The following is a 14,367-nucleotide window of genomic DNA, read 5'->3' as shown; positions in this document are numbered from 1 at the left end:
AGATCTTTTTTTTTAGCTTAAATCAGCCTTTTTACCCTGTGCATAACTTTATGTATAAACCTTGTATATCCTGAGGTTATCAACTGGATAGAAAAATAGAAGATCTTGCTTGTGGATAAGATCGCTGTTTATCCACATCTTATACGCATTTGATCAACTCTTGATCACAACTTCCGATCGTAAATAAATGACTGATTTAATTAATAAAAAAAGGCTTACTAACAGATCATTGCTTGCTTAATAATAATAAAAGTAAACTAAATAGATAAATAGATCATAAAGATTACAGACTAAGAGATCGGCTTAGATCCGACAAATAATTAAATCCACAAACCACAATATTTCTATCCTTGGAGGAATTTTAGGCATTTCCATTTAGATCAAAAAAGTATAAAATACGCGCCCTTTTTTAAACGATGATCGATCAATAGATCTTCACCGTTTAAAGTTCATACGCGAGTACGCGAAATTCGAGGCGTTTATGTTTTATCAACAAGAATTTGATGTGATTGTAGTCGGTGGAGGCCACGCAGGCACTGAAGCTGCGCTTGCTGCTGCGCGTATGGGCGTAAGAACACTCTTGCTAACCCACAATATCGAAACCCTAGGTCAAATGTCATGTAATCCAGCCATTGGTGGGATCGGCAAAGGTCACTTAGTCAAAGAGATCGATGCCCTTGGTGGTGCTATGGCACTAGCAACAGACAAAGCTGGAATACAATTTCGTACGCTAAATTCCAGCAAAGGACCTGCAGTTAGAGCAACTCGTGCTCAAGCAGATCGATCCTTATATCGACTTGCAATACGATCGATCATTGAGCATCAAGAAAATCTGACTATTTTCCAACAATCTTGTGATGATCTGATCGTTGAAAATGATCGTGTAACTGGTGTTGTTACGCAAATGGGCTTGAAATTTAAAGCTAAAACCGTGGTTTTAACGGTAGGCACATTTTTAGGTGGAACAATCCACATTGGAATGCAAAATTACAAAGGTGGGAGAGCTGGCGATCCCCCTTCGATCGCATTGGCAGAACGTTTGCGAGCTTTACCATTTAGAGTTGATCGTTTAAAAACAGGCACTCCGGCACGTCTAGATTCTCGCACTTTGAATTATGATGCGATGCAAGAACAACCTGGAGATACACCGTTACCCGTCGTATCTTTTATGGGAAAAGTAGAAGATCACCCACAACAAATTTCCTGTTATATCACCCATACCAACGAAAAAACCCACGATATTATTCGTGGTGGTTTAGATCGTTCGCCCATGTATACCGGTGTGATCGAAGGTATAGGTCCAAGATATTGTCCTTCAATTGAAGATAAGATAAATCGCTTTGCAGATAAAAATTCCCATCAAATTTTTGTTGAGCCTGAGGGCTTAAATAGTATTGAGATCTATCCAAATGGGATCTCTACTAGTTTGCCATTTGATGTGCAGTTTGATCTGGTTCGATCAATTAAAGGATTTGAAAACGCGCATATCATTCGCCCTGGTTATGCCATCGAATATGATTTCTTCGATCCTAGAGATTTAAAACAATCTTTAGAAACTAAATTTATACAGGGTCTGTTTTTTGCGGGTCAAATCAATGGTACCACTGGTTATGAAGAAGCCGGAGCGCAAGGATTACTTGCCGGGGCCAATGCAGCCTTACAGGTTCAAGAGAAAGAGCCATTGATTTTACGTCGGGATGAAGCTTATGCCGGCGTGCTTATTGATGATCTTGCTACCATGGGCACCAAAGAACCTTACCGAATGTTTACTAGTCGTGCCGAATATAGATTGTTGTTAAGAGAAGACAATGCCGATGTTCGTTTGACTGCAAAAGGCCGTGAAGTCGGATTAGTTGATGATGTTCGTTGGGCTGCGTTTAATCAAAAAATGGAAGCTATTGAATTAGAGAAACAACGTCTTAAAAGCACTTGGATTCATCCAAAACATCCAGCTGCTGAAACCTTGAATCCACTATTGAAAAATCCGGTTAGTCGTGAACATTCGTTAGAAGATTTAATTCGTCGTCCTGAAATGACCTATCAAAAATTGATGAAAATTGAAGGTCTTGGTCCTGCATTAGACAATGCTCAAGCGGCTGAACAGGTTGAAATTCAGATTAAATATGCTGGTTATATTGAACGCCAAAAAGATGAAATTGCTAAGAGTTTGCGTCATGAAAACACCTTGCTTCCAATGGATTTCGATTACAGTACCATTTCTGGTTTATCCAATGAAGTTGTGGCTAAGCTAACTGAGACTCGGCCTGAAACTATTGGTAAAGCTACGCGCATATCCGGTATTACACCGGCAGCTATATCATTGTTATTAGTACATTTGAAAAAGCAGGGCTTGTTGCGTAAAGACAATAACACCAACTTGCAAAGCGCATAATGGGCGAACTTAAAGAAAGTTTACTGCTGGCTTTTGAGCGAGCAGTAAAACCATTGCCACTGGAAATCAGTACACAACAGCGCGAAAAGCTTATTGATTTTGTGTTGCTGATGAATAAGTGGAACAAAGCCTACAATTTGACCTCGGTGCGCGATCCACAGCAGATGTTGATCAAACACATTGTCGATTCGATTGTAGTAGCGCCCCATTTAAATCGAAATCACTATATCGATGTTGGTACAGGACCTGGCCTTCCCGGAATTCCTTTATCGATCATGCATCCTGATAAACATTTTGTTTTATTAGATAGTTTAGGTAAACGTGTTCGCTTTATGAAACAAGCGGCATTTGAATTAGGTTTGAAAAATATTGAGCCGGTTCAATCTCGTGTAGAGCAGTATTCTAGTGACACACAAATAGATGGCGTATTGAGTCGCGCATTTGCGTCGATAAAAGATATGTTGCACTGGTGCCAACATCTGGTAGATTCACAAGGTGAATTTCTTGCGTTAAAAGGTCAATATCCTGAACAAGAAATAGCGCTTCTACCTGAGGGTTTTGAAGTGTTAGAATCTATTAAATTAGATATTCCAGTACTCGAAGGCGAACGTCATCTGATTAAAATCAGAAAAGTTAGTTAGTGCCTACTACTTTATTCAATACCTAAATTTAAAGAAAAACGGACGGGAAAGTTGGCTAAGGTCATAGCAATAGCAAATCAGAAAGGTGGTGTTGGAAAAACGACTACAGCAGTTAATGTTGCAGCGTCAATGGCGGCTACTAAACGAAAAGTGCTATTGATCGATTTAGATCCACAAGGCAATGCGACCATGGGAAGTGGTGTCGACAAATATGAAGTTGACTCTACTTGTTATGAGCTGTTGATTGAAGATAAGCCTGCAACTGAAGTGATCATCACAGAAACATCAGGTAAATACGATTTAATTGCCGGTAACAGTGACGTGACAGCGGCAGAAATAAAACTGATGGAAGTCTTTGCCAGAGAACTTCGCCTACGCAATGCGTTAGCTCCTGTGCGTGACTACTACGACTATATTTTTATTGATTGCCCACCCTCTTTGAGTCAATTAACCGTAAATGCCATGGCGGCCGCCGATTCTGTGCTGGTACCTATGCAATGTGAATATTACGCATTGGAAGGGTTAACCGCGCTAATGGATACGATTAAAAAGTTAGCATCTGTGGTAAATCCAGATTTAAAAATTGAGGGTGTGCTTCGAACTATGTATGATCCTCGAAATCGTCTGGCCAATGATGTGTCAGAACAACTTAAACGACATTTTGGCGAGCAAGTTTACCGCACCGTTATTCCCCGCAATGTGAGATTGGCTGAAGCACCCAGTTTTGGAGCGCCAGCAATGTATTACGATAAATCTTCTACGGGAGCAAAAGCCTATTTGGCTTTGGCCGGTGAAATATTGCGTCGTCGTAATAAGATTCTAAAAGAAGCTAGTTAAGAAAAAAGGTTAATAGTTGACATGTCGACGAAAAAAAGAGGATTAGGCAGAGGATTGGACGCACTATTGGCCACCAGTAGTGCTAAACAAGAATCAGATATTTCTGAACGCAGCAGCGAGTTGCAAAAACTTCCTATTGAGTTCTTACAAGCTGGAAAATATCAACCTCGTAAAGATATGTCTCCTGAAGCATTAGATGATTTGGCTTCGTCAATTCGTTCTCAAGGTATTATTCAACCCATTGTTGTTCGCAAAATTGGCGACGATAAATTTGAAATTATTGCCGGTGAACGTCGTTGGCGAGCATCCCAACTAGCTAAGCTTGATGTCGTTCCTTGTATTATTAAAAACGTGCCTGATGAAGCGGCGGTTGCTATAGCGTTGATAGAAAATATACAACGCGAAGACTTAAATGCGATGGAAGAAGCTCAAGCATTAGACCGACTAATGACTGAATTCGAATTGACCCATCAAGAAGTGGCTGAAGCTGTTGGAAAATCTAGAACTACAGTAACCAACCTATTACGTCTGAATAATTTGAATGAAGATGTGAAATTATTATTAGAGCATGGTGATATTGAAATGGGCCATGCCCGTGCTTTACTTGCTTTACAAGGTGAGATGCAGACCGAAGCGGCACAAACCGTGTCGGGCAAAGGGTTAACCGTTCGTGATACCGAAACCTTAGTACGTAAATTTCTTGAGCCGCCAAAAGAAAAAGTTGAGCAAAAAGTCGATCCCGATGTTCAACGGTTAGAAAGTCAATTATCAGAAAATTTAGGTGCGCCCGTCAGCATTGCACATAATGCGCGAGGCAAAGGAAAAGTCACAATTAATTTCTCAAGCTTGGATGAATTGGACGGAATTTTAAGTCACATAAAGTAAACCTTTGGTTTGATGGCATGTGCGGGGATAAAGCACCCATCTATAGTGTTGCAAAAACGTGTATTTGCCCTTTTGGTATTTTTCCACGGTAATTAAAAAAACACGAACATAAAATGCAACCCTGGCAGTATATAAAGTGCCTTAGTTTTCCTACCAAAGTGTTATATGAAATGCGAAAAAGCTGGGTAAAATCTACTTCCCAGCGGCTAATTTTGTTCTTAAGTATGTATTAATACAAATTACACAACAAAACGCGCTTAATGGTTGAATATTTGCGATAAAACAGTATACTTTTGGCGCTTTTTGTTGAGGTTTAAACGCGCAGAGGGATAAATTGGCTACTAGCTTAACTACCGAAGGTCGACAGTTGGCTAGAAAAGTACTGTTTTTTCAAAGTATTATCGCCATTGTATGTTCTATTTTTTTTGCGATTTTTAAGGGCCAAAACAGCGGAATTTCAGCTTTGTACGGTGGTATTACCTGTTTAATTCCAGCTTTTGTTTTTGCTTACTATGCGTTTAGATATGCCGGTGCCACTCAAAATAAATTGGTAGTACGGAGTTTTAGCAAAGGCAGTAAAGTTAAATTCTTTTTGACCATAATTTTATTCTCCCTAGCATTCAAATGGTCAGAGGTAGAGTTTTTACCGTTATTAGTCACTTATCTGATAACGATGATGGCCCAATGGCCAATAATTAGTTTTTTACATCGCGTTAAAGCTACCTCTTAAAGGTAAATAACGAGATGAAATACCAGTATCTTTAACTTTATACAATTTGGATGGAAAAATGGCAGGATCGGGTGGCGAACAAACCATTAGCGGTTATATTCAGCACCATTTGACCAATGCAACTGTCGGAGAAGGGTTTATGACTCTTCATGTCGACACGCTCGCATGGTCTGTGGTTCTTGGATTAGTGTTTATTTTAAGTTTTCGTGCAGCAGCAAAAAAAGCAACAGTTGGTGTTCCTGGTAAGTGGCAGGCACTGGTTGAAATTATTGTTGAATTTGTTGCTGATACAGTCAAAAGTACCTATCACGGTAAAAGTCCTCTTATAGCGCCATTAGCACTCACGATCTTTGTGTGGGTACTGCTAATGAACCTGATGGATTTGATCCCGGTAGACTTCTTACCTACATTGGCAGCTCTAATTGCTGGCGAGTCTATGGACGTTATCGCTGCTGGCCAATCACATACATATATGAAAGTGGTGCCTACCACAGACGTAAACATGACCTTCGCATTATCGATAGGCGTGTTTGTTTTGATGATATTTTATTCCATCAAAATCAAAGGATTCGGCGGCTTTATGAAGGAGCTGTATGCTCATCCGTTTAACACGCCGTGGTTGTACTGGTTCAACTTTATACTTGAATTAGTATCGTTACTGGCCAAACCCTTGTCTTTATCATTGCGTTTGTTCGGTAACCTCTACGCAGGTGAGCTGATATTTATTCTGATTGCGGGCACTATGGGGCTATGGCAATTGCCGTTGCACTTCATATGGGCTGCTTTCCACTTGTTGGTCATTCCGTTGCAAGCGTTCATATTCATGATGTTAACCATCGTGTATTTGAGTCTGGCAAGTGAAGAACACTAATTTCTAACATTATAATTTTTTTTTAAACTTTAACTTAAAACACAAAGGTGAAAATCTATGGAAATCTTGGGTAATCTATATATCGCTGTTGGTATTTTGATTGGTCTGTGCGCACTAGGGCCTGCTATTGGCTTTGGTATCTTGGGTGGTAAATTTCTTGAGTCTGCTGCTCGTCAACCAGAGCTAGCACCTACTCTACAAGTAAAAATGTTCATCGTAGCGGGTCTTATCGATGCTATCGCGATGATTGGTGTGGCTATCGCACTATTCTTGTTGTTTGTTGAAAGCGCGAAGTTTGCTGTTTAAGCACAACAATTGTAATCAACGAACTTAGGAGGAGCGGACTTGAATATCAATTTCACTCTATTTGGCGAATTAATAGCATTTATATTCTTCGTGTGGTTCTGCATGAAGTATGTATGGCCCCCTATTATGGGCGCTATTGAAGACCGCCAACAAAAAATTGCTGATGGCTTAGCGGCTTCAGAACGAGGTGAAAAAGACCTTGAACTGGCGCAACAAAAAGCGACTGAGCAATTAAAAGAAGCGAAATCACAAGCAGCTGAAATTATCGAACAAGCCAAAAAGCGTGCAAATCAGATTGTTGATGAAGAAACGCAGAAAGGCCATTCCGAGCGTGAAAAAATTATCGCTCAGGGACATACCGAAATTGAAGCAGAGCGTAACCGTGTGAAAGAAGATCTTCGTAAGCAAGTTGCAGTATTAGCTGTTGCTGGCGCTGAGAAAATCTTGGCGAGAGAAATCGACGCCGCTGCACAAAGTGACATAGTTGAAAAACTTGTCGCAGAGCTATAAGGGGCACATGAGCTATGTCTGAATTGACAACTGTTGCTCGCCCTTATGCTAAAGCAGCTTTCGACTATGCGGTTGAGAAGCAAGCTGTAACACACTGGCAAGATATGCTGATGTTTGCAGGCGAAGTAGCAGATAACGAGCAGATGGAAGACATCTTAACGAGTGCTATGGCTGCTGAAAAATTGGCTGAATTGTTTAACAGTGTATGCGGTGAACAACTCGACGAAGCTGGTCAGAACCTAATTGGTGTTTTGGCTGAGAATGGACGCTTAAAAGCGCTACCTGATATTGCATTGTTGTTTAATCAATACAAAGCTGAATTCGATAAAGAAATTGATGTAGAGGTTACCTCTGCTGTTGAATTAAGTGAAAAACAACTATCTGAAATCAGCGCGTCTCTTGAGACACGTCTTGCACGAAAAGTTAAGCTGAATTGTAACGTCGATGCTGCCATTGTTGCCGGAGTCATTATAAAAGCCGGTGACACAGTAATTGATGGTTCGGTTAGATCAAAACTACACCGTCTATCAGACGTTTTACAATCATAGCGGGGAAATAGAGCATGCAACTGAATTCCACTGAAATTGCAGAACTGATCAAAAAACGAATTGAACAGTTTGATGTAAAAAGTGAAGCTCGTAACGAAGGTACTATTGTTGGTGTTACTGACGGTATCATTCGTGTCCATGGCCTTGCCGATGTAATGCAAGGTGAAATGATTGAGCTTCCTGGTAATCGTTATGCTATCGCATTGAACCTTGAACGAGATTCTGTAGGTGCGGTAGTAATGGGTCCTTATGCGGATCTACGTGAAGGTATGAAAGTCCAATCTACTGGTCGTATTTTGGAAGTTCCTGTTGGCCGTGCCCTATTAGGTCGCGTAGTTAACACTTTGGGTGAGCCTATTGATGGTAAAGGCGCAATTGATGCTGAAGGTTTCGAACCTGTAGAGAAAATTGCACCTGGCGTAATCGAACGTCAATCAGTAGACCAACCAATCCAAACAGGTTATAAGTCGGTTGATGCCATGATCCCAGTAGGTCGTGGACAACGTGAATTGGTTATCGGTGACCGTCAAACAGGTAAAACTGCTTTGGCAATCGACGCCATCATCAACCAAAAAGGTACAGGCGTAAGTTGTGTCTACGTAGCGGTTGGTCAAAAGGCTTCAACTATTGCTAACGTAGTACGTAAACTTGAAGAGCACGGCGCAATGGATCATACCATTGTAGTTGCCGCTTCTGCGTCTGAGTCTGCAGCACTTCAATACTTAGCACCATACTCTGGTTGTACAATGGGTGAGTTTTTCCGTGACCGCGGTGAAGACGCACTAATCGTATACGATGATTTGTCTAAGCAAGCTGTAGCCTATCGTCAAATTTCATTGCTACTTCGTCGTCCTCCAGGTCGTGAAGCTTATCCTGGTGATGTTTTCTATCTTCACTCTCGTCTTCTTGAGCGTGCTGCTCGTGTAAACGAAGTTTATGTAGAAAAATTCACTAATGGTGAAGTAAAAGGCCAAACTGGTTCATTGACTGCATTGCCAATCATTGAAACTCAGGCAGGTGACGTATCAGCATTCGTACCAACTAACGTAATATCAATTACTGATGGTCAGATTTTCTTAGAATCTGATTTGTTTAACGCGGGTATTCGCCCAGCTGTTAACGCCGGTATTTCGGTATCTCGTGTAGGTGGTGCAGCGCAAACTAAAATCATCAAGAAACTAGGTGGCGGTATTCGTCTAGCCTTGGCTCAGTACCGTGAATTGGCGGCTTTCTCGCAATTCGCATCTGACCTTGATGAAGCAACTCGTGAACAACTTGAGCACGGTGAGCGCGTTACTGAATTAATGAAGCAGAACCAATATGCACCACTTGCAGTGGGTGACATGGGTGTGTCTTTGTTTGCAGTAGAAAAAGGCTTTTTGAAAGGCATTGAATTGAATAAAGTGTTGGATTTTGAAGCATCACTACATTCATTCATGAACGCTGAATATGCTGAGCTTATGAAAACGCTTAACGACACCGGCAATTACAACGGTGACATTGAAGCCCAGTTGACTGAAGCTTTGGAAAAATTCAAAGCGACACAAACTTGGTAATCAATTGGGTAGCTTAACCGCTACCCTAACGTTGAGAAATCGGAGATAAGTCATGGCCAGCGGTAAAGAGATAAAAGGTAAGATCGGGAGTATCAAAAATACTCAAAAGATCACCAGTGCTATGGAAATGGTTGCCGCGTCTAAAATGAAAAAGGCGCAAGACCGTATGGAATCCAGCCGTCCATATGCCGAAAGCATGCGAAAAGTGATTGGTCACGTGGCCCACGGTAACCTTGAATATCGCCATCCTTATTTGGATGAGCGCGAGGTGAAACGTGTTGGTTATATTGTGATTTCAACTGACCGTGGTTTGTGTGGTGGTTTGAACTCAAATGAGTTCAAAAAAGTAAGCATCGACGTCAAAAAATGGCAAGACCAAGACGTTGAAGTAAGCTTCGCTGCATTGGGCGCAAAAGCATGTGGTTTTTTCGGCCGATTCGGAGGCAAGGTACTTGCTGCTGAATCTGGCATAGGTGATTCGCCAAGTGTTCAAGATATCATTGGTTTAGTACGCGTTATGTTAACTGCGTACAACGAAGGAGAAATAGACCGTCTGTTTTTGGTCTACAACGACTTTGTAAATACCATGACACAAGAACCCAGAATCGATCAATTGTTACCTTTGCCTAAGTCTGATGAAGAAGAATTAAAGCATCGTTGGGACTACATATACGAACCAGATCCAAAACCAATTTTGGAAAAATTAATGGTCCGTTATATCGAATCTCAGGTGTACCAAGGCGTAGTAGAGAACTCTGCGTCAGAGCAAGCCGCGCGAATGGTAGCGATGAAAGCCGCTACTGATAATGCCGGCGATCTAATCGATGATTTGCAATTGGTATACAACAAAGCACGTCAAGCAGCTATCACTCAAGAAATTAGTGAAATAGTTAGCGGCGCGGCAGCGGTGTAGGCAAAGGTTTAAAAATTAATGAGGACTAAACATGAGTCAAGGTAAGGTCGTCCAAATCATTGGTGCGGTTGTGGATATTGAATTTCCACAAGATGCCGTTCCAACTATCTATGACGCACTGATTGTTACCGAAGGTAACTTGAAGGGATTAACCTTAGAAGTGCAACAGCAACTTGGTGGCGGAGTAGTACGTAGTATCGCACTAGGAACCACTGACGGCTTGAGCCGTGGGTTAGCTGTAGAAAACACAGGTGCACCTATTACAGTTCCAGTTGGTACCAAAACATTGGGCCGTATCATGGACGTACTAGGTAACCCTATCGACGAAGCGGGCCCAATTGGTGAAGAAGAGCGTATGTCTATTCACCGTGCAGCGCCTAGCTACGAAGAACAATCTAGTTCTGTTGAACTACTAGAAACTGGTATCAAAGTAATCGACTTGGTTTGCCCATTCGCGAAAGGTGGTAAAGTTGGTTTGTTTGGTGGTGCTGGTGTTGGTAAAACAGTAAACATGATGGAATTGATTCGTAACATCGCAATCGAGCACAGTGGATACTCAGTATTCGCCGGTGTTGGTGAGCGTACTCGTGAAGGTAACGATTTCTATCACGAAATGAACGAATCTAACGTACTAGACAAAGTATCATTGGTTTACGGTCAAATGAATGAGCCTCCTGGAAACCGTTTGCGCGTTGCGTTAACTGGTTTGACAATGGCTGAGAAATTCCGTGACGAAGGCCGTGATGTATTGTTCTTCGTAGATAACATCTATCGTTATACCCTAGCTGGTACAGAAGTATCTGCACTACTAGGTCGTATGCCGTCAGCAGTAGGTTATCAGCCTACATTGGCTGAAGAAATGGGTGTACTACAAGAGCGTATCGCATCAACTAAGACTGGTTCAATCACTTCAATCCAAGCGGTATACGTACCTGCGGATGATTTGACTGACCCTAGCCCAGCAACAACCTTTGCTCACTTAGATGCAACAGTTGTATTGTCTCGTGACATCGCATCTTTGGGTATTTACCCAGCGGTTGATCCACTAGATTCTACGTCTCGTCAGCTTGACCCTCAAGTTATTGGTCAAGAGCACTATGACACAGCACGTGGCGTTCAGTCGGTTCTTCAGCGTTATAAAGAACTAAAAGATATCATTGCGATTCTAGGTATGGATGAATTGTCTGAAGAAGACAAACTATCTGTATCTCGTGCTCGTAAGATCCAGCGTTTCTTGTCACAGCCATTCTTCGTTGCTGAAGTATTTACCGGTTCTCCTGGTAAATATGTATCGCTAAAAGATACTATCAGTGGCTTTAAAGGGATTCTTGCAGGTGAGTATGATCACTTACCAGAGCAAGCTTTCTATATGGTTGGCTCAATTGACGAAGCCGCTGAAAAAGCCAAAGGCAAATAAGACGCAATTATTGCGTCTTTTTCCTTAGTTTTTTCTTAAACCTAATTAGGAGGTCCCATGGCAATGACAGTACATCTGGATGTGGTAAGCGCCGAAGACAAGATTTTTTCTGGTCTGGTAGAAACTATTCAGATTACCGGTAGTGAAGGTGAGCTAGGAATACATCCTGGTCACGCGCCTTTAATTACCGCGTTAAATCCTGGCATGGTTCGTTTGGTTAAACAGTTTGGTGAAGAAGAAGTCATCTACATTGCTGGCGGATTGTTAGAAGTTCAACCTGGCACTGTTACTGTTTTGGCTGATACAGCTGTTCGCGCAGAAGACTTAGATGAACAATCTGCTTTAGAAGCAAAACGTTCAGCTGAAGAACATATCGCAAACGCTGGAGCTGACTTCGATTACGCTGAAGCAGCTGCTCAATTAGCAGAAGCTATAGCGCAAATACGTTTGATACAAAAACTGCGTAAATAACCAGAATTTAGTTATCCATAAAAACCCAGCCAAGTGCTGGGTTTTTTTATATATTATCGATTCACAAAGAGATTATGGTTTTTGAAAGATTCTGGTTTATAGTTCAGATTAACTCGCAACAATATACCTAGTAGCAGTATGAAAATTAAAACAATAATGACCACAGATATTGTTTGTGTGCAAATGGACAGCACCTTATCTGAGGTAAAAAGACTCTTTGAAAACCACCGTTTCCATCATTTACTCGTGGTAGAAAATAGTAAACTCGTTGGAATATTATCGGATAGGGATTATTTAAAAGCGATTAGCCCAAATATTGATACTGCCGTGGAATCGCTAAAAGATACCGCCAGTCTAAATAAACGTGTACATCAAATTATGAGTCGAGACTTAGTAACCCTATCGCCTAGTGCCGGACTTTTCAAAGCAATTCAAACTTTTAACGCCCACCGTGTTTCTTGTATACCGGTTATTAATTCAGAATATCAGCCGGTAGGAATTTTAAGCTGGCGAGATGTATTTAAATATGTAGAAACAAAACAGGTCGAAAAATACCTATCTAAATAAATTGGATAACGGACTAATAACTGAATTCCCTCCCCTTTGTAATATATGTGTATATATTTGCGTAGTGCGCAAATCAGCGTGGCCTAATTGATCTTGAACCGTGCGAATATCGGCCCCAGATTGCAGCAAATGCGTCGCAAATGAATGTCGAAGAGTATGAGGGGTAACGTTTTTTTGAATGTCAGCAAGCTTAGTTGCAACTCTAATGGCCTTTTGCAAACCAGACTCATCTATATGATGACGCCGTAACTTTTTAGTTTCCGGATCGGTAGATAGACGACTAGAGGGAAATAGATATTGCCATCCTAACTCCCTACTGGCTGATTTATATTTTATGCGCAATCTATTGGGCAACCAAACTCCAGAAAAAGCCGGATTGACGCTATCGGCGAGCAAATAACGGTCAACTAGCACAACCTGTTTGTGTAAATCCGATAGCAGACTATCGGCCAAAGTGACAACACGGTGCTTGCCGCCTTTACCATGCCATATGCGTATCGATTTAAAATCAAAATCGATATCTTTAACCCGCAATCGAATACATTCCATCAACCGCAAACCACTACCGTATAAAAGCGATGCAGGTAGTTTGTAATTAGCGCTTATACAATTTAATAAATCACGTACTTCTAACTGAGTTAATACAACCGGCAGTTTTTGTTGTCGGGTACTACGTGCGTAATTTAGTTTTAAGGATAACGGGTTATCTATAATCTCGGCATACAAAAATGAAAGCGCATTTAATGCAATTTTTTGCGTAGACACGGCGACATCCAATTCCAATACAAGATGAGATAAAAACAACTCAACTTCTAGATTGTGTAACTGCGCAGGATGTCGCTTTTTATGAAAAATAATAAAACTGCTGATCCAAGTTAAATACGTCTCAATGGTGCGCTTAGCATAATGACGCTTATACATTTCATCTTTTACCATCGACAGAAAAGGCGATTTCATCCGTTTTACATTCCTTGTAAAAACACTGTATAAAATACCAGAATAGCCAACACTTCCGTATAACAGCAAGAATTAGGAAATAAACTGTACTTCCCATACCATTAACCTACCCCACAGGACATATTTTTAACCTGTACAGGCAGTTACCAATTATGTTAAAAAAGACAATAACTAAATAAAGGAAATATTCCGCGTACAGATAAAGGATGTTTCCGTACTAATAATATTGTTAGATTGCCCATGAAGTTTCTGAAATCTTTAGTTTTACTGTCATTGATTAGTCTGTCCTCGTGTTATCGAATACATCATGAGCCATATGGAACAATGCATTTTTCAGTTTCAGATATGGATAAGGCAGAACTCATTACTGTTCTCGACTCGTTTGCAACTGACAATGCACTAGTTAAAATTCAAGAAGGTGGTGAGAGAATGCTTTCCCAGGAAATGAAACAACACGTTCACGCGATATACGAAAATTCAAGTAACTATCAATTTGCAGTTCAAAATTTTCTAAATGAATTCTGCTACTCTTCGTCATCGTACGATTTCGACAAAAATGATCATACATTGGCTGAGGAACTTTCGAAGAAGCTAAAAAGTAGACTTGAATCCGTATTTAACGAAAGAATTACTTTTTACGTTGATCAGTATTGCAAACAGGCAATCTAACAAACGCATAAAAATGGACGCCTAACAGTTGGCTGGCGCTCATTCTTCGCTAAGTTTAGCCAACTGTTATCCGCCATTTATGCGGAGCGTTAGGTGT

The 14,367-nt window shown here is 41.0% G+C and carries 16 protein-coding genes; 15 read left to right on the top strand and 1 reads right to left on the bottom strand.

What is annotated here, in order from left to right:
• Positions 1-481 precede the first annotated feature (481 nt).
• From mnmG to VUI23_RS21530, 14 genes are all read left to right on the top strand, one after another.
• Complete coding sequence (mnmG, locus tag VUI23_RS21595) at positions 482-2,392, top strand: tRNA uridine-5-carboxymethylaminomethyl(34) synthesis enzyme MnmG (protein WP_342806076.1); 1,911 nt, start codon at positions 482-484, stop codon at positions 2,390-2,392.
• A complete protein-coding gene (gene rsmG / locus VUI23_RS21590; RefSeq protein WP_216047062.1) occupies positions 2,392-3,033 on the top strand; it encodes a 16S rRNA (guanine(527)-N(7))-methyltransferase RsmG in 642 nt (213 codons plus the stop codon). Before mnmG ends, rsmG begins: the two co-directional genes overlap by 1 nt.
• Positions 3,034-3,084: 51 nt before the next feature.
• Complete coding sequence (locus tag VUI23_RS21585; protein ID WP_216047061.1) at positions 3,085-3,870, top strand: ParA family protein; 786 nt, start codon at positions 3,085-3,087, stop codon at positions 3,868-3,870.
• A 21-nt stretch (positions 3,871-3,891) separates the two neighbouring features.
• Positions 3,892-4,755, top strand: a complete 864-nt coding sequence (locus tag VUI23_RS21580) for a ParB/RepB/Spo0J family partition protein (RefSeq protein ID WP_342806074.1) — start codon at positions 3,892-3,894, stop codon at positions 4,753-4,755.
• Between the two features lie 334 nt (positions 4,756-5,089).
• The gene (locus tag VUI23_RS21575) at positions 5,090-5,485 is read left to right on the top strand and encodes an ATP synthase subunit I (RefSeq protein WP_216047059.1); all 396 of its coding nucleotides are present in this window, start codon (positions 5,090-5,092) and stop codon (positions 5,483-5,485) included.
• Positions 5,486-5,543: 58 nt separating this feature from the next.
• Positions 5,544-6,356, top strand: coding sequence for a F0F1 ATP synthase subunit A (atpB, locus tag VUI23_RS21570; protein ID WP_216047058.1), 813 nt, complete (start codon positions 5,544-5,546; stop codon positions 6,354-6,356).
• A gap of 57 nt (positions 6,357-6,413) precedes the next feature.
• Positions 6,414-6,662, top strand: a complete 249-nt coding sequence (gene atpE / locus VUI23_RS21565) for a F0F1 ATP synthase subunit C (RefSeq protein WP_008842484.1) — start codon at positions 6,414-6,416, stop codon at positions 6,660-6,662.
• A gap of 39 nt (positions 6,663-6,701) precedes the next feature.
• Complete coding sequence (gene atpF / locus VUI23_RS21560) at positions 6,702-7,172, top strand: F0F1 ATP synthase subunit B (protein ID WP_216047057.1); 471 nt, start codon at positions 6,702-6,704, stop codon at positions 7,170-7,172.
• A 14-nt stretch (positions 7,173-7,186) separates the two neighbouring features.
• Positions 7,187-7,720, top strand: a complete 534-nt coding sequence (gene atpH, locus VUI23_RS21555; protein WP_216047056.1) for a F0F1 ATP synthase subunit delta — start codon at positions 7,187-7,189, stop codon at positions 7,718-7,720.
• A 14-nt stretch (positions 7,721-7,734) separates the two neighbouring features.
• Positions 7,735-9,276, top strand: a complete 1,542-nt coding sequence (gene atpA, locus VUI23_RS21550) for a F0F1 ATP synthase subunit alpha (protein WP_216047055.1) — start codon at positions 7,735-7,737, stop codon at positions 9,274-9,276.
• Positions 9,277-9,328: 52 nt separating this feature from the next.
• Complete coding sequence (gene atpG, locus VUI23_RS21545; protein WP_216047054.1) at positions 9,329-10,189, top strand: F0F1 ATP synthase subunit gamma; 861 nt, start codon at positions 9,329-9,331, stop codon at positions 10,187-10,189.
• A gap of 31 nt (positions 10,190-10,220) precedes the next feature.
• Positions 10,221-11,606 (top strand): F0F1 ATP synthase subunit beta, encoded by a 1,386-nt coding sequence (atpD, locus tag VUI23_RS21540; protein ID WP_216047053.1) that lies wholly within the window; start codon positions 10,221-10,223, stop codon positions 11,604-11,606.
• Between the two features lie 57 nt (positions 11,607-11,663).
• The gene (locus VUI23_RS21535; RefSeq protein WP_216047052.1) at positions 11,664-12,077 is read left to right on the top strand and encodes a F0F1 ATP synthase subunit epsilon; all 414 of its coding nucleotides are present in this window, start codon (positions 11,664-11,666) and stop codon (positions 12,075-12,077) included.
• 138 nt (positions 12,078-12,215) lie between these two features.
• The gene (locus tag VUI23_RS21530; protein WP_342806073.1) at positions 12,216-12,644 is read left to right on the top strand and encodes a CBS domain-containing protein; all 429 of its coding nucleotides are present in this window, start codon (positions 12,216-12,218) and stop codon (positions 12,642-12,644) included.
• Here VUI23_RS21530 and VUI23_RS21525 read toward each other — a convergent pair.
• Positions 12,633-13,601, bottom strand: a complete 969-nt coding sequence (locus VUI23_RS21525; protein WP_342806072.1) for an integron integrase — start codon at positions 13,599-13,601, stop codon at positions 12,633-12,635. The two genes, VUI23_RS21530 and VUI23_RS21525, sit on opposite strands and share 12 nt — an antisense overlap.
• Positions 13,602-13,841: 240 nt before the next feature.
• Between VUI23_RS21525 and VUI23_RS21520 the strand changes: the two genes are divergently transcribed.
• A complete protein-coding gene (locus VUI23_RS21520; RefSeq protein WP_342806070.1) occupies positions 13,842-14,270 on the top strand; it encodes a hypothetical protein in 429 nt (142 codons plus the stop codon).
• Positions 14,271-14,367: the final 97 nt, after the last annotated feature.

Source organism: Alteromonas sp. M12, from assembly GCF_037478005.1.
Lineage (GTDB): Bacteria > Pseudomonadota > Gammaproteobacteria > Enterobacterales > Alteromonadaceae > Aliiglaciecola > Aliiglaciecola lipolytica_A.
The sequence above is the reverse complement of the archived record's forward strand: the minus strand, read 5'-3'. Positions and strand labels throughout refer to the sequence as shown.